At 36.8% G+C, this 15,587-nt stretch carries 39 protein-coding genes and 1 pseudogene; 4 read left to right on the plus strand and 36 right to left on the minus strand.

The genetic code is table 11. The features are described from left to right. Positions 1 to 18: 18 nt before the first annotated feature. The 7 genes from NST02_RS23405 to NST02_RS23435 all read right to left on the minus strand — a co-directional run bounded on the left by NST02_RS23405 (position 19) and on the right by NST02_RS23435 (position 2,200). A complete protein-coding gene (locus NST02_RS23405; RefSeq protein ID WP_340949929.1) occupies positions 19 to 438 on the minus strand; it encodes a hypothetical protein in 420 nt (139 codons plus the stop codon). Positions 439 to 453: 15 nt separating this feature from the next. Further along, on the minus strand, positions 454 to 627 hold the full coding sequence (locus tag NST02_RS23410; protein WP_340949930.1) for a hypothetical protein: 174 nt from the start codon (positions 625 to 627) through the stop codon (positions 454 to 456). A 198-nt stretch (positions 628 to 825) separates the two neighbouring features. Next, positions 826 to 1,260 (minus strand): LuxR C-terminal-related transcriptional regulator, encoded by a 435-nt coding sequence (locus tag NST02_RS23415; RefSeq protein ID WP_340949931.1) that lies wholly within the window; start codon positions 1,258 to 1,260, stop codon positions 826 to 828. 62 nt (positions 1,261 to 1,322) lie between these two features. Beyond that, complete coding sequence (locus NST02_RS23420) at positions 1,323 to 1,451, minus strand: hypothetical protein (protein ID WP_340949933.1); 129 nt, start codon at positions 1,449 to 1,451, stop codon at positions 1,323 to 1,325. Then, entirely contained in the window at positions 1,451 to 1,645 is a 195-nt protein-coding gene (locus NST02_RS23425) for a hypothetical protein (RefSeq protein WP_340949934.1), read from the minus strand. The genes NST02_RS23420 and NST02_RS23425 overlap by 1 nt, the downstream gene beginning before the upstream one ends. A 41-nt stretch (positions 1,646 to 1,686) precedes the next feature. Beyond that, a complete protein-coding gene (locus NST02_RS23430) occupies positions 1,687 to 2,055 on the minus strand; it encodes a hypothetical protein (protein WP_340949935.1) in 369 nt (122 codons plus the stop codon). Positions 2,056 to 2,059: 4 nt separating this feature from the next. Next, positions 2,060 to 2,200 (minus strand): hypothetical protein, encoded by a 141-nt coding sequence (locus NST02_RS23435; RefSeq protein WP_170943584.1) that lies wholly within the window; start codon positions 2,198 to 2,200, stop codon positions 2,060 to 2,062. Between the two features lie 118 nt (positions 2,201 to 2,318). Between NST02_RS23435 and NST02_RS23440 the strand changes: the two genes are divergently transcribed. Continuing rightward, complete coding sequence (locus NST02_RS23440) at positions 2,319 to 2,777, plus strand: hypothetical protein (RefSeq protein ID WP_340949938.1); 459 nt, start codon at positions 2,319 to 2,321, stop codon at positions 2,775 to 2,777. Positions 2,778 to 2,847: 70 nt separating this feature from the next. On the opposite strand, the gene NST02_RS23445 is transcribed toward NST02_RS23440, so the two are convergent. The 3 genes from NST02_RS23445 to NST02_RS23455 are packed head-to-tail and all read right to left on the minus strand — an operon-like array spanning position 2,848 to position 3,550. Then, positions 2,848 to 3,051, minus strand: a complete 204-nt coding sequence (locus NST02_RS23445) for a hypothetical protein (RefSeq protein ID WP_340949939.1) — start codon at positions 3,049 to 3,051, stop codon at positions 2,848 to 2,850. A gap of 36 nt (positions 3,052 to 3,087) precedes the next feature. Beyond that, positions 3,088 to 3,306 (minus strand): hypothetical protein, encoded by a 219-nt coding sequence (locus tag NST02_RS23450; RefSeq protein ID WP_340949940.1) that lies wholly within the window; start codon positions 3,304 to 3,306, stop codon positions 3,088 to 3,090. Positions 3,307 to 3,343: 37 nt separating this feature from the next. Next, positions 3,344 to 3,550, minus strand: coding sequence for a hypothetical protein (locus tag NST02_RS23455; RefSeq protein WP_340949941.1), 207 nt, complete (start codon positions 3,548 to 3,550; stop codon positions 3,344 to 3,346). A gap of 86 nt (positions 3,551 to 3,636) precedes the next feature. Here NST02_RS23455 and NST02_RS23460 point away from each other — a divergent pair, with 86 nt between their 5' ends. Further along, on the plus strand, positions 3,637 to 4,236 hold the full coding sequence (locus tag NST02_RS23460; RefSeq protein ID WP_340949942.1) for a hypothetical protein: 600 nt from the start codon (positions 3,637 to 3,639) through the stop codon (positions 4,234 to 4,236). A 4-nt stretch (positions 4,237 to 4,240) separates the two neighbouring features. Here NST02_RS23460 and NST02_RS23465 read toward each other — a convergent pair whose 3' ends face one another. The 24 genes and pseudogenes from NST02_RS23465 to NST02_RS23580 all read right to left on the minus strand — a co-directional run bounded on the left by NST02_RS23465 (position 4,241) and on the right by NST02_RS23580 (position 14,356). After that, a complete protein-coding gene (locus NST02_RS23465; protein WP_095310355.1) occupies positions 4,241 to 4,711 on the minus strand; it encodes a hypothetical protein in 471 nt (156 codons plus the stop codon). A 10-nt stretch (positions 4,712 to 4,721) separates the two neighbouring features. After that, a complete protein-coding gene (locus tag NST02_RS23470) occupies positions 4,722 to 5,525 on the minus strand; it encodes a DNA adenine methylase (RefSeq protein ID WP_340949394.1) in 804 nt (267 codons plus the stop codon). A 33-nt stretch (positions 5,526 to 5,558) separates the two neighbouring features. Then, the gene (locus NST02_RS23475; protein WP_150948616.1) at positions 5,559 to 5,774 is read right to left on the minus strand and encodes a hypothetical protein; all 216 of its coding nucleotides are present in this window, start codon (positions 5,772 to 5,774) and stop codon (positions 5,559 to 5,561) included. Beyond that, entirely contained in the window at positions 5,767 to 5,940 is a 174-nt protein-coding gene (locus tag NST02_RS23480) for a hypothetical protein (protein WP_340949943.1), read from the minus strand. The genes NST02_RS23475 and NST02_RS23480 overlap by 8 nt, the downstream gene beginning before the upstream one ends. Before the next feature lie 49 nt (positions 5,941 to 5,989). Next, complete coding sequence (locus tag NST02_RS23485) at positions 5,990 to 6,160, minus strand: hypothetical protein (protein ID WP_340949944.1); 171 nt, start codon at positions 6,158 to 6,160, stop codon at positions 5,990 to 5,992. Positions 6,161 to 6,426: 266 nt separating this feature from the next. Continuing rightward, the gene (locus NST02_RS23490; protein WP_340949945.1) at positions 6,427 to 6,969 is read right to left on the minus strand and encodes a site-specific integrase; all 543 of its coding nucleotides are present in this window, start codon (positions 6,967 to 6,969) and stop codon (positions 6,427 to 6,429) included. Positions 6,970 to 6,989: 20 nt separating this feature from the next. Beyond that, positions 6,990 to 7,160 (minus strand): hypothetical protein, encoded by a 171-nt coding sequence (locus NST02_RS23495; protein ID WP_340949947.1) that lies wholly within the window; start codon positions 7,158 to 7,160, stop codon positions 6,990 to 6,992. Between the two features lie 5 nt (positions 7,161 to 7,165). Continuing rightward, positions 7,166 to 7,549: pseudogene (locus NST02_RS23500) on the minus strand (DUF1064 domain-containing protein); the annotation flags it as partial. Further along, positions 7,521 to 7,697, minus strand: coding sequence for a DUF6011 domain-containing protein (locus tag NST02_RS23505; RefSeq protein ID WP_340949948.1), 177 nt, complete (start codon positions 7,695 to 7,697; stop codon positions 7,521 to 7,523). The gene NST02_RS23505 and the pseudogene NST02_RS23500, both read right to left, overlap by 29 nt. Further along, positions 7,697 to 8,218, minus strand: a complete 522-nt coding sequence (locus tag NST02_RS23510; protein WP_340949949.1) for a dUTP diphosphatase — start codon at positions 8,216 to 8,218, stop codon at positions 7,697 to 7,699. Before NST02_RS23510 ends, NST02_RS23505 begins: the two co-directional genes overlap by 1 nt. Beyond that, positions 8,219 to 8,428 (minus strand): hypothetical protein, encoded by a 210-nt coding sequence (locus NST02_RS23515; protein ID WP_340949951.1) that lies wholly within the window; start codon positions 8,426 to 8,428, stop codon positions 8,219 to 8,221. 86 nt (positions 8,429 to 8,514) lie between these two features. Continuing rightward, positions 8,515 to 8,775 carry a hypothetical protein gene (locus NST02_RS23520; protein WP_340949953.1) on the minus strand — a complete coding sequence of 87 codons (261 nt, stop codon included), beginning with the start codon at positions 8,773 to 8,775 and terminating at the stop codon, positions 8,515 to 8,517. Between the two features lie 12 nt (positions 8,776 to 8,787). Further along, entirely contained in the window at positions 8,788 to 8,979 is a 192-nt protein-coding gene (locus tag NST02_RS23525) for a hypothetical protein (RefSeq protein WP_340949954.1), read from the minus strand. 12 nt (positions 8,980 to 8,991) lie between these two features. Then, positions 8,992 to 9,843, minus strand: coding sequence for a DnaD domain-containing protein (locus NST02_RS23530; RefSeq protein WP_340949955.1), 852 nt, complete (start codon positions 9,841 to 9,843; stop codon positions 8,992 to 8,994). A 3-nt stretch (positions 9,844 to 9,846) separates the two neighbouring features. After that, positions 9,847 to 10,011 (minus strand): hypothetical protein, encoded by a 165-nt coding sequence (locus NST02_RS23535; protein ID WP_340949956.1) that lies wholly within the window; start codon positions 10,009 to 10,011, stop codon positions 9,847 to 9,849. Continuing rightward, a complete protein-coding gene (locus tag NST02_RS23540) occupies positions 10,004 to 10,825 on the minus strand; it encodes a PD-(D/E)XK nuclease-like domain-containing protein (protein WP_235879584.1) in 822 nt (273 codons plus the stop codon). The genes NST02_RS23535 and NST02_RS23540 overlap by 8 nt, the downstream gene beginning before the upstream one ends. Next, positions 10,761 to 11,648 (minus strand): hypothetical protein, encoded by an 888-nt coding sequence (locus tag NST02_RS23545; RefSeq protein WP_340949958.1) that lies wholly within the window; start codon positions 11,646 to 11,648, stop codon positions 10,761 to 10,763. Before NST02_RS23545 ends, NST02_RS23540 begins: the two co-directional genes overlap by 65 nt. Then, the gene (locus tag NST02_RS23550; protein ID WP_095310374.1) at positions 11,623 to 11,820 is read right to left on the minus strand and encodes a hypothetical protein; all 198 of its coding nucleotides are present in this window, start codon (positions 11,818 to 11,820) and stop codon (positions 11,623 to 11,625) included. Before NST02_RS23550 ends, NST02_RS23545 begins: the two co-directional genes overlap by 26 nt. Before the next feature lie 89 nt (positions 11,821 to 11,909). Beyond that, positions 11,910 to 12,116 (minus strand): hypothetical protein, encoded by a 207-nt coding sequence (locus tag NST02_RS23555; RefSeq protein ID WP_095310376.1) that lies wholly within the window; start codon positions 12,114 to 12,116, stop codon positions 11,910 to 11,912. Positions 12,117 to 12,374: 258 nt separating this feature from the next. After that, entirely contained in the window at positions 12,375 to 12,518 is a 144-nt protein-coding gene (locus NST02_RS23560; protein WP_340949959.1) for a hypothetical protein, read from the minus strand. Between the two features lie 15 nt (positions 12,519 to 12,533). After that, positions 12,534 to 12,797, minus strand: a complete 264-nt coding sequence (locus NST02_RS23565) for a helix-turn-helix domain-containing protein (RefSeq protein WP_340949960.1) — start codon at positions 12,795 to 12,797, stop codon at positions 12,534 to 12,536. A gap of 145 nt (positions 12,798 to 12,942) precedes the next feature. Further along, positions 12,943 to 13,242 carry a hypothetical protein gene (locus NST02_RS23570; protein ID WP_340949961.1) on the minus strand — a complete coding sequence of 100 codons (300 nt, stop codon included), beginning with the start codon at positions 13,240 to 13,242 and terminating at the stop codon, positions 12,943 to 12,945. Next, a complete protein-coding gene (locus tag NST02_RS23575) occupies positions 13,239 to 14,036 on the minus strand; it encodes a Rha family transcriptional regulator (protein ID WP_340949962.1) in 798 nt (265 codons plus the stop codon). Before NST02_RS23575 ends, NST02_RS23570 begins: the two co-directional genes overlap by 4 nt. Beyond that, positions 14,036 to 14,356: a hypothetical protein gene (locus NST02_RS23580; protein ID WP_340949963.1), complete on the minus strand. Its 321-nt coding sequence runs from the start codon at positions 14,354 to 14,356 to the stop codon at positions 14,036 to 14,038. The genes NST02_RS23575 and NST02_RS23580 overlap by 1 nt, the downstream gene beginning before the upstream one ends. Positions 14,357 to 14,429: 73 nt before the next feature. Here NST02_RS23580 and NST02_RS23585 point away from each other — a divergent pair, with 73 nt between their 5' ends. Then, a complete protein-coding gene (locus tag NST02_RS23585) occupies positions 14,430 to 14,672 on the plus strand; it encodes a hypothetical protein (protein ID WP_340949964.1) in 243 nt (80 codons plus the stop codon). Here the strand turns inward: NST02_RS23585 and NST02_RS23590 are convergent. Together NST02_RS23590 and NST02_RS23595 are read right to left on the minus strand one after the other, a co-directional pair. After that, on the minus strand, positions 14,653 to 14,835 hold the full coding sequence (locus tag NST02_RS23590) for a hypothetical protein (RefSeq protein WP_340949965.1): 183 nt from the start codon (positions 14,833 to 14,835) through the stop codon (positions 14,653 to 14,655). The two genes, NST02_RS23585 and NST02_RS23590, sit on opposite strands and share 20 nt — an antisense overlap. 11 nt (positions 14,836 to 14,846) lie before the next feature. Next, the gene (locus NST02_RS23595; RefSeq protein ID WP_340949966.1) at positions 14,847 to 15,077 is read right to left on the minus strand and encodes a helix-turn-helix transcriptional regulator; all 231 of its coding nucleotides are present in this window, start codon (positions 15,075 to 15,077) and stop codon (positions 14,847 to 14,849) included. 152 nt (positions 15,078 to 15,229) lie between these two features. Between NST02_RS23595 and NST02_RS23600 the strand changes: the two genes are divergently transcribed. After that, positions 15,230 to 15,586, plus strand: a complete 357-nt coding sequence (locus tag NST02_RS23600; protein ID WP_340949967.1) for a helix-turn-helix domain-containing protein — start codon at positions 15,230 to 15,232, stop codon at positions 15,584 to 15,586. The last annotated feature ends 1 nt before the right edge of the window (position 15,587 follow it).

Below are 15,587 nucleotides of genomic sequence, written 5' to 3' on the forward strand. Positions count from 1 at the left end.
CACCCTTAATGGATGCTGTTAAATACCTTCTAGCAAGTTAAATATATCCTGTATTTTTTCCTTCATTGTCCTTGCTCTATTAACATTGGTATCTTGTTCACTATCGAATTTTAATACTTCTCCAGTCTCTAGTTGTATTTCTAACTTCAAATATTCATAACTGGGTATAATCAATTTATAAGATAAAATTTTGCTGAGTTTCCATACCTGTGTATCAATAGTTTTGCCAAATGATACTTTTGCTATTTTGGAATCTGTAAAAAAATAAAAGTTTCTCAAACCTTTTTCAGTAAAGATACCTTGAGGATAGAATATCCTATGCTCTTTTACGAAACTTGGCTTATTAATTTCATGTAAATAATCTGATAGCAAATTACTAGTTTCTGCAAACTTTACTTGATGAAGGTTAGTAATTATATCTTGGTAAGTTAAAGTCATTTAATCACCACCATTTTAGTCAATTAGACTCTTAAATCTATCTTCATATATTTCTACAATCATATCAATCATCTCTGGTTTACTCTTATGAGTATCACCCAGAATTAAGATGAAATCGGTCAACGCTTCCTTTGCTTCGTCCTCTGACATATTATTAATATACTTTTCGAGATTATCTTGAACACTCACTTTATCACCTCCCATCGAATCTATTCGACAAAAGGTGATTTTTTCCTGCAACTATTCACCTATATATTTCTAAAAATAACAATGAAGAAACGCCACCGAAAGGTGACGTCCAAACAGGAAAATGGCTTACCAACCAACGAGAGAACTTCCTCCCCGTCCTGCCTTCCATGATAAAACATAATTTTTGGTAAAAATACTTTACGACGTTTTCGGCAAATTCGGCATTTCTGACATTTGTGCAACGATTGAATCCTTTAATCGTCTTATATGGCGCTCGGACAATCCCATATGACGAGCAATCCAACTATACCCTTTGCCTTCTAAAATCCAATGTAGCACCTCTTGTTCTCTGCTATCCCGAACTAAGTGGATGCGATCTTGAATGATGGATATTTTATCTCGATATTTATATATCACCTTCCAGCGCTTCTCACGACGAACAATCTCTCTATATACAGGGTCACTTGTGGTTCCTTGAGGTTTCGGCATTCCTGCCTCTTCGCCATACTGAGCAGTCAATCCCTCCCCTGCATCATCCATTGAATCTCTAAGGACTTTAATGGAGTTCATCATCCAGTGGTAGTCCTTTAATATATTTTCTATTTCTTTTTGTTTGCTGGCAGCTTCTTTCACTAGGACCCCTCCCATATGATATAATTAACATTAGGGTTGGCTGGGAGAAGTCCTGGCTTTTTTTATTTCTCTTCGTATTCAATCCAATGTTTCTCGCATAGTACAAGACTTCCGTTCTTGGTCTCTATGAAGAAATCCTCACCTTTTTCAATGCTCAAAATTTCTCCGCATTTATCGCACTTTTCGTCCATTACGAACCTCTTTTACTACTAAAATCGCTATATCCCCACCTTGGTTTATGGCTAGCATGACTTAATTGCGCGGCCGCCTCGCCAAACGATGTTCCCTTTGGCTTTTCAGTTGGTTTGATTGGATGCTTTTCTATATATGCAAGACGTTCTTCCTCTGTCATGTACCAAACCGTTACTTCTCCGATCATGGACATTCTTAACACCTCCTTCTATCTTGTGTTTACTTAAATTTTGGTCATTCAATTTCGATTAATTTAGTCCATTTTTTCCCATTGTCCAGTGTGATTGATGATATAACTTCCCTTTCCTTCTTACTTTTGTTTCTTACATCTGCAGAAATAATTTTTGCTAATGTTTCTTTATCTTTTTTCAACTTTTCAATTTCCTGCTGCTGTTGCTCAACAATTCGCTTTAATCCATTTGCAAGCTCAATAAAATCAAACGGTTCAACCTTTTCAATCCGATCAGTTCCGTATCTCCAATTGCTACGCCATTTAAATTGATAACGATTATGCTCCCATTGAATTACTGAAATAACCTCGTATTGCCCCGTTTCTAAATCCCTTACTATATCGCCCTTTTTTATTGTTTGCTCCCAACTCACCAAATTAACTCCTCCTACTAATTTTTACATATCCGTTACCACTACAATTTGGACATTCGGGATGACCTTCCGAAGCAGTATACCCCCGACCGTTGCAATGTTCACACTTTTCAGTTTCGCCACCTGTTATATAACGTTCACTCACTGTCTTTCCCTCCTTAGCAAAATGGTTATATTCAACAAATCCTACCTTTTGTTAACATTTACTATTCAACTTTGTTAAAATACTATTAAAACTATTAAGAAAAACACGAGGTCAAAAAATGAAAAAAAGGATACTAGTAACTGATACAATTTTAAGAACAATCTTAAGGTCTTTGCCTCTTCCTTTCGCTTCAGGAGAACCTATATTAGATTTACTAGATGAACTAAAGAGATCAAGAAATTCCATTGACCAGAAAATACAAAAAGTGCACGAATCCTTGCATGAGACTTCAACAGTTATCAAAGAATTAGAATCTGAACTAACAACAAGAACTGAGAATCTAAAGATACTTCAATCGGAATATGAACGCTATTCCACCCTTAATGAAATCGAAGAAGAAAAGGCAAATGCTCTACTTTCTCAAGTTGAACATTCACTTGGTAAGGATAAAAAATCAGAAAGATGGATTAGTTTTTTAATTAGCACTGTTTCGGGTTTGTTAATTTTCTTAGCAGGACTTTTGTTAAGCCCAATATTAACCCCCTTTATTAGTAAGATGTTTAACTTTAACCCGTAAATCTATTTATCTTTAGGCATTTGGACTTTTTTCAAATGCCTTATATTATACTTACCTATCAATTTGTTAATTATTGAAATAATTTCTTTCTTATAGAGCCAAATGATATTGCTACATCTTCTGATAAACCTAATAAACTGTCCATCATATCAGCCATATAACACTCTTCATCAGGCTTTTGGAATTCTTCACGCAATTCCTTAACAATATCGATCATTTCTTCCAGTGCTTCTGCTTGCTTTTTTGTTATCTTTTTACCTTCAAATTTAGACAAGATTATTCCCCCTAATTTACATATTGCTTAAAACATTTATAACGCTTGTTTTAGCTGTTCTCTTGCCTTTACAGCTTCTCTTTTTGCCTCGTATCTGTTTGCACATTCTATAATCCCACTCGGTGTATCATCCTTGATAAACACCATTTCACCGTTAACTTGTATTTTTGGAGATATAAAAGACCTCAATTTATTGTCATGTATTTGTGTGATTTTTTTGGTTCCAATTGAATCTCCGATTATTAAATCAGGCATTATGATCAACCCTTTCGTTTGGGAGATTGGTTGCTTATTATGATGCGTCAAAGTGCATTTTGAACGTTTTACCACAACCGTCTTCCCATTCATCATCGCAAGTGATTTCATAAGTCCTTCCGCATTCACTCATATCATCTTCTTGCCATTCCATTCCGCAATATGGACACTGAATGCTCGTTGCTAATACCGAAACCTCAGTGTCAGCATAAGTACGATAAATTTCTTTCATTTTTTTGGACATTTAGGAACCTCCCTTACTCTTTTGTTTCATTATTTTTTTGTAAAAGTTATACTTTAGTTATTCAATCAAATCAAAGGGTGATAACAATGAATCCATATATAGTTCAGACAGAATATGCAGTGACAAATATGTTTAATCTATTGAATAATGAACAAAATAATCTATCTAAACTAAAACAGATTCAAAGCCATCTAGATAAACAGCATCAAATTCTCTATGATGATTTCTACCGCAAAGATTTGGATCCAGATGAGAACTTTACTGAACAACAAATGATGCAGGCATTTACAACTCAAGCATCGTTTTATGAAGCACGTCTTGAACCTATCCACAGAGAGATTGAGAAAACACAACAGTTAATCGTAGCTCAACAAGAATCAATTAAGGCCCTATCGGGAGCAATTCTACAGATTGCAAAACAAGGAATAAGCATTGTTCACGGTGGTCTGTCAAATTGTCCTAATGGAAGATTTTTCAATAACGAGCCTATAAAAAATATCATCTGGCAAGGTAGAAATCAGTCTATGCATTTTGAAGAAGGAAGGTTTAATCACCCTGTTGTATCTTGCTTTCAAAATATTGGAATACCCTTAACCAATAAAAATCTTGCAAAAGAGATAATTAATCTTCTAAACTGGAAATCTTATAAGGATTATGAAGCTGATATGACTCTATTATTGGGATAAGATTTCAAATTAACATTTCATGTTCAAACAAACTTATATCTGCTGGCTGTAACGGAGGAGGCATCCTATTTCTAGATAACTGTAAAAGTGGAAGGCCTCTCTTTTTGCTTTCTCCAACTTTCTTAAAACCAGCTGCGTGAAAAGTTCCACCTTTCAAATGCTTCCCTACATAGGTGATAATTCCGTCCTTTGGAGGTTCGCCCCATTTGGCTGCCGTTACACCTAATGCAAGTACTATAAGATGTGAAGAAAGAAAATTCCCTTCATTCCTAAACAACGTACATTCCCATGCTTCAAAGCCATCATCACGAATACCTTCCCATGTAACCCACAAAGCTTTCTCATCTTTTGATAAGAGCACTAAGTTTTTACCAGGGCGGCAAAATTGGTTAGTGCCTGGTTTCTGCCTAGTGTAATGTCGATCTGCTAATGCAAGTGCTCTTGGATCTCCTTTGTTTATTTCAACCCAGCACATATTCTCACCCCTAAAATAGTGACTCTTGATAAACTCCGTACTCTGCAGCATAAGGATTAATCCAGAGGACTTCTTCACGAATTGCTCCAGCTTCTGCCTTTGCCCTTTTGGTTTCCCTTCTCCAATGTTTGAGTCGTTCATCGTATAAAGGATGGGAATAGCCTGACAAGATTACTGGCCCTGGATGTTCTTCTAAAGTTGCAAGAAGTTCCTCATGATCATCCTCAGACATTTCATGTTTGTAACTTGAAGTAGTTCGAGTTGCTAAAATATACGGTGGATCTGCGTATATCAAAACACTCTGCCTCGAGTATCTTTTAATCAATTCGACAGCTGGCTGATTCTCAATTTGAACTCCGATAAGCCGTTCAGCTACTGCGGAAATCTTTTCAGGAAACTTCAACCACTCTTTACCTGGTAATGGCCCATTCATTTCAATCATGCTGCGCCAACCAGTTCTATGTGATGTCTTTCCTCCACGTCCCTGCCACAATCGAACAATCAACCTTCTTGCACGTTCTAGATCATCTTCTGCATCGAGGTAACTTTGATAATATTCCTCACGACTATGTGGAGTAAGAATAATTGCTCTAGCAAGCTCATCGGGACGTTCTCGAATAATGCGAAAAAGATTAACAACTTCACCGTCTAAATCATTGACCGTTTCCAGCTGACTCCTTTTCTTCGAGAAGAGCACCGCACCAGAACCGAAGAAAGGCTCAAGATATGTTTGATGTTCGGGAAAATGACTAATAATCCAATCGGACATGCTCCACTTGCTACCTGGATAATGCAAAATTCTCGGTATGGCCACATCGCCACCTCCTAACCTAGTAAACTTAATAATTCAAGAGTCAAGTAACTCTGGATTTTCGTAAATGTTGCCGATTCTCACATTTTTGTTATCTTTGTCATGGTACACTTCCCAAAACTTACCTTGTCCATCGGTTAATTCGATTAGTTTCTTTTTATGTCTGACAAATATCCCTTTTCGAATTGGGTTATCTTCACTTGCCCATCCATTTTCAATAATGTCGCCGAATTGAAACTTTATCTCACGCACGTTCATTCCTCCTTTGGAAAACCCCATGTCTTTCCATCCATTTCAGAGCTTCATCTTTCGTTTTGAAACCTTTAATACCGATGTAGGAAATATCAGTTATCCAAGAACCTGATTTACCTTGATATAGAGATCCACTTACATATCTGCCATGAAATATTTGCTTCATAAAATTTCCCCTCCAATTTTTTAAGAAACATATTACAAATCCAGTTGAATCAAAACTCTACAGATACAGTAATTTTCATTGGAATTTCTTGAGATAAATAAACTTCCCGATTACCCGATTTATATAATTCTTTTACATAATCCTGTGCGTCATCCAATGTCTCGAACTTATGGATAGTAAAACCACCAAACATTGAATTTCTAACGTTAACTAAATACATTTAATTTCCTCCTCATAATGTAAATCCATCTACAAACTCTATCTAACTGGACTTATAAAACTCCGAATAACAAGGACCGCATACACCTTCTGTAGCAAATCCATTAGGCTTCCCGCACTTCCTGCAAGTGCAAGACAGTGTCTTCCATGTACTCTTACATTTAGGACATTCGAGTTTTACAAATGTTTTTCTGTGGTTAATAACAGTGCCAATCGTTTTACATTTTGGACAGTCAGGTACTGTTTTTGACAAGATTTCCAACCCCCTCACAACGTAAAATTGTCCACTTTTTCATCGATAATATCTTGAGTTATCCCGATATAGCGCATAGTCACCGCCGGACTGCTGTGATTAAATATCTGTTGCAGGACTGCTACATCCTTGTATTGCTGGTAAAAATGATAACCAAATGTTTTACGAAGCGTATGGGTTCCTATCTCAGTTAATCCAACTTCTTTAGCAGCTGCATTAAGAATCTTCCATGCTTGGACCCGATGTATTCTGTCCTGTCCTCGCCGCGACTGAAATAGATACGCTGCTTTATCCTTGTGAATCGTAAACTTACTAATATGCTCTTGGAGATCATTGTTAATCCGAAACCGTTTTAACTTACCTGTCTTTTGTTCCGTGATTACGATATGGCTTTTACCCCTTACGTCACTTACCTTTAGAGCAAGCAAATCACTTATCCTTAAACCGGTATTGATACCTAACGTGAATAAAAAGTAATCTCGATAACAACGCTTGAACAAAACTCTTTTCATTGCTTCAATGTCACCTTTATCTCGTATCGGCTGTACGGTCTTCATAACACTCACTCCTTCAAGTTTTACTTAAATTCGTAAGTTCCAGAAGCTTTATACAAGACACCGTGCTTTTTACAGTAAGGATTCTCTTTTCGGATCTCTTCCTTCGATTTCCCTTCCTCGTAAACAATCAAGACTTGCAATTTCTCCTGGTCAAAATTGACTGCATTCGTTTCTACGACTCGCCTTGGCACACTTACACCTCCACGAATTGCCCGTTTTCGTATTTTAAGAGCGTTATAGTCTCTAGGTACTTTAACTCAAAGAGTTTGCGTTTAAGCTGGAACTCCTTAGTCAAGGCTCCCTTGATGTCAATTATTTGAACAGTTCCATCCAGATTAATAACTTCGAAATCAGCCTTGTAAGTGATGGGTCGGAACGTTTTACCGTTCTTCTTGAAACCCTCTTGAAGTATGTACTTAGGCTGTAGTTTAAAATCTTTAATTTGCTTGTTTTGCTTAAGCCACTTTAGCTGATTGTAGTAAATTGCTTCTGCATTTGAGTCAAACGTGATGCCATCAACAACCGTTTTTCTATTGCCATATTTCGAACGTTTAGGCTTTCTGTATTCCTTGTAGGACATTCTCTGCATTTGCATCTAACTCCATTTTCAATTGATCATCATCCGCGTTATCTTTCAAATTTTCTAGCTTTCGAGCACAAACAGGACCGATACCCTTTGCGATGCTCTTAGGACTCTTTAACGGACGACCACATACTGGACAGTTCATCAATAGCCTTCCTCCTGTCTTTGATGATTCACAGCATTTTTCGCATAGTAGGCTTGTTCTACTTCGTCCCATGTAAAGCCGAGCATTTCGCCCAACCCAAAGTACAATTGAATTAAATTTCTGTAATTATGCAACGAACGATCTAATCTATCCTGAGCAAACAAATCCGTTGTAGCTCTGTATAAGTAAATAAATTGTTTTTCTACACTGTCACAAATAAATACAGCGTATTTAAAATCGTTTAATTCATACTCGAGCCCTAATTCAAGAATAAAATGGAGCCCGTCCACATACTCTTCAAGAAGTGGGTTTTTATGAACTATTGGATATGCATGAGGGTCTTGAACCTTTGTTCTCGGCTCCTGGTTCTTACTCCAAAACTTAAACCCTCGCCATTCATTCGCACATTCTCCCAGCTCCACCATTAGAGCAAGGATTAGTTTTTCAAGTCTATCCGAACCTTGATAATTAACTCGTTCACGAAATTTTCTTTGTGTTTCAAACAGTTTTATTAAGTTCATCTAATCAACCTTTCTCAACTGCGCTTTCCAACAACTGCTGTGCGCATGTTCTACAAAAATCTTGCGATTGTAACTATCCCTATCAAAAACCTTGCCTTCCCTTGAAATTTCCGTTAACGGGAAAACAACCTCAAAACCCCTTGCAATTAAATCTGATATTGCCTGTTCAGCTTCATGCTTTCTTTGTCTGGTAATCGTTATTGGTTTCAAGAGATATCCTCCTTTGCAATTCGGTTAGAGCAGCAGCCTTTAACTCTGTAAATCTCGCCAAGTAATACAGTTGCGCTAACGTCGCTTTATTTAGTTCCAAAAATACTCCCCTTTCTGAATGAAATTTTATTTCTTCTTGAAAGATGGAATAATCCTAGAAAAACCTCATCCTGATCACGTTTGAAATGCTTCTCCATTGAGGAAATGCTCTCACCTTGTTCCCACATCTTGGCTAGATCATTGAGTTCCGGAGTGTCCCAAATAAAATCAAGGTCCTCCAATATCACGACTCTTTTCTTCCTCGGATTGGCAAATAAATGTTCATTTTTCACAACATTACTTCTCATAATGGGCGCTTCCTAGTACCACTTATTTTCATCCGAATCGATTCGGATTCTTGCTACTGATAACGCATGTCGCAGCGTGTAGTAATCTAACTCATCAAGGCTTTGACCTTGAAATTCTGTAATACCTAACGTGTGAAGTTCTTGTATAAATCCTTGACTTTTTGATTCCTGACTCATCATGACCTTTTCACGTAAAACTCCCACAAAACCACATCCTCAGTTTTTATATTTTTTAAGCCGTTCCTCAAGCGCCTTTCGTCTTGCTTCTGTCTCTTCCGGATGTAAAGGGGTGACATTATTGGGCTTATTTTCGTTCTCTTCAAACCAACCTGGAAGTTGTTCTGTTCGAATAGCGCCTTTTCTTTGTCTATTTTTCTGTTGTTTAAACTTATTTTGTTCGGCTTCAACATCAGCAAGGGTACGAACCCCTTTCTTTGCCCAACTGTTCAAAATACTTCTTGCATAGGGATACTTCGCTCCTACTTCTGCTGCCTTTTTGAATGCAGCGCATATTACTTCATCGGATAGCCCATCTTGGTCTATAAAACTATTAATTTCTTGGATTTGGATGGCACTTGGCTGACCACTAAAACAAATCATGTATTCATCAAAATAATTCACTCGTGTAGCAGTAGCTTTATTTGTTTCGTTTAGTTTCGTTTCGTTTAGTTTATTTAATGTGGAACTACCTGTGACATCACCTATGACACTATCCGTGACACTACCTGCGACACTATCTGCGGAATTTATTTCCGTAGGTATGAGAGCTACGGAATTATTTTCCGTAGAAAAAAACGATATTATTTTGTAAATGGGAGCTCTTCCCCCTTTGCGTGAAATAAAATCAATTCTTTCTTTTTGTTTTAATTCATTTCTAACTTTCCGGAGGGTGCGATCGGTTAATCCTGTCTTCACGCACAATACTGATTCTGCTACCGTAAATGTTTCTACCCATCCAGCCTTATTATTTATGTGCATCAATGCGTACCATAAATTAATTGCTGATGGAGATAGTTCATTTAGTTCGAGCCAATCATAAAATGCGTTCAGTTCTTTGATGTAATTCACGCACTAATCCCTCCTTTCACATATCGCATATTTACCTTTTACTTTCTTCACGTCATAATTTGGGTAACGCTGCATATAATCTAGTACAAGCTCTTTGAAATGCTCTTTATTTTCTGCCTTCTCCCATATCCAGCTGGGGAGAAGGACTTTTGTTTCGAAATCATTCATAAATCAACTCACCGACTTCGATCGTGTCTTTCAGTTTCTTTGTAGCTCGGCAATAATCACATTTGTTGCAACGAACTGGCTTAACATCACCTTTTTTTACCTGAAACACTCTCTCCATCTTCATTTCTAAATACTCATACTCGAAATCGAAACGACTTTCATCGAAGTGTATTACAGCTTTATTTGGTGGTGTTTCCTTGGTTACTGCCACAATGTAAGGAGTGTAAGTCTCGCCTAAATTCTCTTGCAGCACACGCCTATAAACAGCCATCTGGAGAACGTAATCCCAAGCTTCGATAAAAGACACCCAACCGTCATATTTTTCACTCCAGTAGCGTTTATGAAGGTCTTGAGTTGTTTTCAAATCACTGAAAGTCTTTCTTGAGTGATTTATACTATCGACTTTTATTTTCCAATCCATTCCCCATAAATGTGCTGTATAGATGATTTCCTTATCACCATCCATCGCAAATAAGGCAAAAGAGTCATTTTTTAATGCTTCAATCATATTGTCTGCTGTTTCAAAATCTGAGTACTTCCCACCACGAGCTTTGAAAATGGCTCCGTTGTTTTCTTCTATAAATGCAGCGAAATCCTCATCACTTTCAAATGCTGCATGTACATAGGAGCCTACTAACATTGCATTCGAACTTGGCTCCTTATATTCTCCACTTAACTTAGCCATTGTTTTTGCTTCACAATCACGGAAGTTTTTAAACTGGGAGACGGACATATAATGCTTATCCGCCTCAATCGAATGGTAGTTCTTCTTGTCCAATTGGAATTTCTTTATCTTCTGCTTTGTCTGATTCATCAGCCTTCACCTCATCTTTCTTTTCTTCCTTGAAGGCTTTTGATAAGTCGCTATTACTTTCTTTTTTTACTTTTTTATTGAACCAATCATCAACTTTGCTCATGCCATCTTTAAGAGAGTTAAATATTTTAATCAGTTCCAAGTAATCTACCTCAGTGAAAGCATCCGCGTTGTAACCAAATCTTTCCTCAATCATTTCCTGTGTTACTTTGTGTTGGTTTTTAAAAATTGTGAGTGCATTTGCAATTCGATCCTTTAAAGGTCCATTGTTATTGCCTTTTAAAGTACTGTTACACTCTTCTACGGCTGCCTCTACGATATCCCCAGGAATAATCCCCAGAATACAGGACCTTAATCTCCTAGCTCCCTGATTGGCAACTAATTCATAGATATCTCTTGGATCATCTAATTTAGTAATTTTTCCTTTTGCCTTACGACTGTGTGGAACTGTGAAAACTTTTTCTTGCCTCACATTCGTTTCGAGGTCCCATGCGTAAGCCATAGCAACGGATTCTCCTGGTCGTTGTTCTAGTTCTTTTACTCCGAAAGCTAAATTACCCCAATTTTGAGCTAAGACCTCTGCAAGACGAATGCTAGGACCCTCAACTTTTGTTCCGCCTCTTGGATAACTATAAATAGCTGTTTGAGCAAGTGATGGACGTTTACAAGCATCTAAGATTCTTTGTTCAGACTGGAAAACATTACGTGGAAACTGACGAGCCATAAAGATTTGCCCTTTTACCTCTTCAATTTCACGACTACTGGAAGCCTGAGCAAGGACTCCAGATTGTTGTTGGTTATATTGCTCTGACAATTGGTTCATTCGTTTTTTCCTCCTTTAAATCGAAGTCTAGTGCTTCGTATACTTCAACTAACTCCTCAAAAACTCTTGAGCCGTCTAGTACCGGAGCGTTCTTTTTGAGGACTTCGTATAAGCTTTTCAATTCAGGATTTTTTGGCTCGTACACAATCCCTTTTTTCGTTTCAAACGACATAGGCTTGTCCTCCTTTAAAATTTGAAGTAAAATAAAGGTAACTAAATTTTCTAAAGCCGTTGATTCGTGTTGGTAGCACGAATCAATTTTTATTCTCCTGCCACTTTGCATAGTGATTTGTTAGCAATAAACTCCATACAGCAACTTGATTGTTGATGTACTAACTCGCCGTCAAAGTCGTAAACATCTTCTCCAACTAAGATTTCCTCTCCACAACCTTCACAAGTACCCACGACCTTTGGGGTTCGTTCAAGATGTCTCCAAAGATGATCTACGACCATTGGATTTTCAATCAAGTTAATTCTCCTTTCTTATTAATTTCAGACCGCAGATTTTACAGTATCTATGATCCGTACTGATTTCTTCATTTTTGCAACGTGGGCATATCTCTTTATCCATTCACTTCCTCCTCTCGTATGTAATTGATGCTTTTATTCGCATCGTTGAAGCCAAAAAGAGCACGGGGGATATTAATCTCCTTCTGACCTCAACGACGAGAACAAAAGTTCTTGTCGCTTTATTTTGAATATGTTAAAATAAAGTTAGCTATTGAATTATCGATCGAGCAGTGAGCTTTGCCGAGCTTGCTGCTTTTTCTTTTTTCTCTCTTGAATCACTTTCATTCTTTCGTCACTCAAAAATCCTCCTAGCATCATGCCGAAAAAGAAAACTCCTAAAAATGCGAAATATAAAGCCATATCTTGCTCCCTCCTTTAAAACCATTTGATAAAACCACCAACAAGCATGGATATATTTTGTATTAAAGTGTTTACATCCACTCCGCACAGTAAAGCCGCAAGTGCTTCTGGTGTTTGTGTAGTCGTAAACCATCTAAGAGCATCTTGGAATTTTAAATCCATTTTTCCATTCTCCACTTTTGAGATCGTGGTGCGTGGCATATACAATTTTTCTCCTAATTCCTCCTGCGATAGTCCTGATAGTTTACGAACTTTTCTTAGTAATGCCGGTATCCCCAACTTTTCTACCCTCCTTTTAAAATGTTCTAAATCAGAACATGTTCTAAATTGGCAACAGCAATTTCTTATAGAATCCATTAAAATTTATATATGTAGGAACTAGCACCGATTTTTTAAGCCTGGCAGCTTCTCGGTGCTGCCCTTTTCAATAAAGTATTAAATACCAATCTCCTTCATTGTCCTTTGAAATAATGGATATATTCCTATCAGCTAATTCAAGTTCAATAATGTTTTCTTTATCACTAAAGAAAAAACTCAAGGACCTAAGATGAATCAAAAGCGTGTTCTCTTCATTTTTAGTCTCGATCTCGATATTCTCTATATAATCACCAGCTACCAAAACGAGTTCGTGATCCTGATAAAAATGAACATAAATTTTCTTATTGCCTAGCTTTTGTAAAGCTTTCAATGCCATTTTTATAGGTGAAATAGTTGCTACACTCATACGTTGTTACCACTAACTAATCTGAGGTTTCTATCCACTTCAACATCCATAACTGGATAGATCCCTTTCTGTTTTAAAGTGTCATAAATGAAGAGTCTTCCTTTTTGAGTCCACTGAGTATTCATGACCACCTTGTTAGTTCCATCTTTTCGCTTTACATCAGTGGTTTTTGATTTTGTGTAACCTTCTGATTTATGTTTGCCGTATAAGATCCACTGGCCATTGACCTTATATTGCACACCACATTCATTCAGAATTTTGTTAAACCTCTGAGCACTCATTCCATAATCAGCAGCTATTTGAGTGATTGTGACAGAATCTGACGAAGCGAGAATTTGGTCTAGGTAAGTAATCTTTGGCTCATACTCAGCTACTCGCTGTTCTAACATGAGGTTCTGAGCTTCTAATTGTTCTTTCTCCTCTTCTTTGACTAGTAGAAGTTGGAGTGCTTCTTTGAAGTTTGTTGGCAATTTATACGGTTGGCTTAATTTCTCTTTAATTTTTTTGAATTCTTGTATGAACTTTATTTTCATTTGAACAGCTTCTTTGGTGTTATAACTCATTGCTATTAGAGTGAAAGCATCTTCCGTTAAGTTGATCTTTGGTCTACTTTGCTTATTTTTATCAAGGTAAGACCCGGGCTGAAAATTTAGCTGGGCAAAATCTTCTCCAGCGTATTCAATTTGCTTTCGAATATCAGCCAAAACATTTTTATGTTCTTTGTTAAAGACTTGCGCAACAGTGAGACTGTCTGTTACAGCTTGGTTATTTTCAATAAAAACAAGTTGTTTCATTAAATCGCCTCCTGTTCAAAATAATTGGTGTTCTTTTCAATCCAATTGGTGTTTCTCTCGATCCATTTCATTAACATGTGAGTTGGAATTTTAACACCAAACTCTCGAATAACTGGAAAGTCTGGTCGTCTCATTAACTCTGACATTGTGGTTGAGCCGCACTTTAAAACTTCCATTGCTTCATCTCTCGTGAGTATAGGTGGAAGGTCAGTTTTCATCGACTTGGAACGTTCCAAAATTACTTCCGTAGCTCTGTCAGCGATTTTTTGAGCTACAGCATCGATGAATTCATCACTGATTATCATGTCAAGTTTTAGCACTTTGGCACCTCCTGTTTTAGTAGGAATTTAGTCTCCTTCTGTCGAATATTGACAAATAGAAGGAGGTGTTTTAATGGTTAAGAAAAATGTAAATCTAAAAGTAGAAATGAAAGATATTTTCAAGCTAGTTCACCATGAGATATCTGACACAATCTATTCACAGGCTTCTGCATTAATCGATTCAAAAAAGGACAATTACACAACAGATGAAGCTATTCAACTTTTTGCAAAGAATGCCGCAAAAGCTTATGAAATAGAACTAACTCACAAAATGAAACAGAAGTATGATGAAACTATTAATCGAGTATCTTTTTAAACTCTTGAATTAAATCCTTTGCTATCACTTTATCGTTAAGTGTAAGTTGAACATTTATGGTCGTCGTTGGCTCGGCGACCGACTTCTTTAATTTCAATCCACATATTTTGCAATAGTTATCACTAGCAGTAATTTCAATGTTTTTACAGTAGGGGCATTTCAAAAGATCACCTCCTATATGGCTTGGTTGTCTCTGGACATTTCGTCCAAGTTTTGATTAAAAAAAATTTCGTCTACAGTTTTACCCAGAACGTCTGCTATATTTTTTGCTAAAATGATTCCTGGTGTTCTCTTTCCTTGTTCAATTTTGTAATAGTAAGATGCGGATATACCAAGTAAATTTGCCAATTCCTCCACATCTTTAAATCCTTTGGCGATTCTTTGTTGCCTTAAATTTTGTCTCACAATCTCACCACCTTTTACTGGACGTTACGTCTTATTAACTATAATAATAATGGACGTTATGTCCAATGTCAATACTTTTTTACCCTTTTTGTCCAAAAATATTTATAAATTGGACAAATAGTATAAAATTAAGGGTAATGGAGGAGTTAGTAATGAAATTTAATGATAGATTAATGCAATTACGGAAAGAAAAGAAACTTAGCAGGGAAGATTTGGCTACTAAATTAGGAGTTTCCTACTCGACAATAGCAAAATACGAGTCAGGAACTAGGGAACCAGACCTTAAAACTTTAGAAATAATATCTGATATATTTGATGTATCTTTAGATTATCTTTTAGGTAAAAATTCTGATGAGGATCGCTTAGAGTACTACAAAAATAAAATTACAACTGAATTTCCCGATATCGATCTTATGTTTAAAGACATGGAGTCTTTGACAGCCGAGGATATGAAGGAAGTTTATGAGTATATAAAATTTAAGAAAAGTCAAAAAGGAGAAAAGGAGTGAG

This window comes from Robertmurraya sp. FSL W8-0741 (genome assembly GCF_038004005.1).
In the GTDB taxonomy this organism is placed as follows: Bacteria; Bacillota; Bacilli; order Bacillales; family Cytobacillaceae; genus Robertmurraya; species Robertmurraya siralis.

Excerpts from the sequence above, each read along its gene's own strand:
- NST02_RS23405 (WP_340949929.1), bottom strand. The coding sequence starts at position 438 with ATGACTTTAACTTACCAAGATATAATTACTAACCTTCATCAAGTAAAG.
- NST02_RS23420 (WP_340949933.1), bottom strand. The coding sequence starts at position 1,451 with ATGGACGAAAAGTGCGATAAATGCGGAGAAATTTTGAGCATTGAAAAA.
- NST02_RS23425 (WP_340949934.1), bottom strand. The coding sequence starts at position 1,645 with ATGTCCATGATCGGAGAAGTAACGGTTTGGTACATGACAGAGGAAGAA.
- NST02_RS23440 (WP_340949938.1), top strand. The coding sequence starts at position 2,319 with ATGAAAAAAAGGATACTAGTAACTGATACAATTTTAAGAACAATCTTA.
- NST02_RS23450 (WP_340949940.1), bottom strand. The coding sequence starts at position 3,306 with ATGCCTGATTTAATAATCGGAGATTCAATTGGAACCAAAAAAATCACA.
- NST02_RS23455 (WP_340949941.1), bottom strand. The coding sequence starts at position 3,550 with ATGTCCAAAAAAATGAAAGAAATTTATCGTACTTATGCTGACACTGAG.
- NST02_RS23460 (WP_340949942.1), top strand. The coding sequence starts at position 3,637 with ATGAATCCATATATAGTTCAGACAGAATATGCAGTGACAAATATGTTT.
- NST02_RS23465 (WP_095310355.1), bottom strand. The coding sequence starts at position 4,711 with ATGTGCTGGGTTGAAATAAACAAAGGAGATCCAAGAGCACTTGCATTA.
- NST02_RS23480 (WP_340949943.1), bottom strand. The coding sequence starts at position 5,940 with ATGAAGCAAATATTTCATGGCAGATATGTAAGTGGATCTCTATATCAA.
- NST02_RS23485 (WP_340949944.1), bottom strand. The coding sequence starts at position 6,160 with ATGTATTTAGTTAACGTTAGAAATTCAATGTTTGGTGGTTTTACTATC.
- NST02_RS23490 (WP_340949945.1), bottom strand. The coding sequence starts at position 6,969 with ATGAAGACCGTACAGCCGATACGAGATAAAGGTGACATTGAAGCAATG.
- NST02_RS23505 (WP_340949948.1), bottom strand. The coding sequence starts at position 7,697 with ATGAACTGTCCAGTATGTGGTCGTCCGTTAAAGAGTCCTAAGAGCATC.
- NST02_RS23510 (WP_340949949.1), bottom strand. The coding sequence starts at position 8,218 with ATGAACTTAATAAAACTGTTTGAAACACAAAGAAAATTTCGTGAACGA.
- NST02_RS23520 (WP_340949953.1), bottom strand. The coding sequence starts at position 8,775 with ATGAGAAGTAATGTTGTGAAAAATGAACATTTATTTGCCAATCCGAGG.
- NST02_RS23535 (WP_340949956.1), bottom strand. The coding sequence starts at position 10,011 with ATGAATGATTTCGAAACAAAAGTCCTTCTCCCCAGCTGGATATGGGAG.
- NST02_RS23540 (WP_235879584.1), bottom strand. The coding sequence starts at position 10,825 with ATGAATCAGACAAAGCAGAAGATAAAGAAATTCCAATTGGACAAGAAG.
- NST02_RS23545 (WP_340949958.1), bottom strand. The coding sequence starts at position 11,648 with ATGAACCAATTGTCAGAGCAATATAACCAACAACAATCTGGAGTCCTT.
- NST02_RS23550 (WP_095310374.1), bottom strand. The coding sequence starts at position 11,820 with ATGTCGTTTGAAACGAAAAAAGGGATTGTGTACGAGCCAAAAAATCCT.
- NST02_RS23560 (WP_340949959.1), bottom strand. The coding sequence starts at position 12,518 with ATGGCTTTATATTTCGCATTTTTAGGAGTTTTCTTTTTCGGCATGATG.
- NST02_RS23570 (WP_340949961.1), bottom strand. The coding sequence starts at position 13,242 with ATGAGTGTAGCAACTATTTCACCTATAAAAATGGCATTGAAAGCTTTA.
- NST02_RS23575 (WP_340949962.1), bottom strand. The coding sequence starts at position 14,036 with ATGAAACAACTTGTTTTTATTGAAAATAACCAAGCTGTAACAGACAGT.
- NST02_RS23585 (WP_340949964.1), top strand. The coding sequence starts at position 14,430 with ATGGTTAAGAAAAATGTAAATCTAAAAGTAGAAATGAAAGATATTTTC.
- NST02_RS23600 (WP_340949967.1), top strand. The coding sequence starts at position 15,230 with ATGAAATTTAATGATAGATTAATGCAATTACGGAAAGAAAAGAAACTT.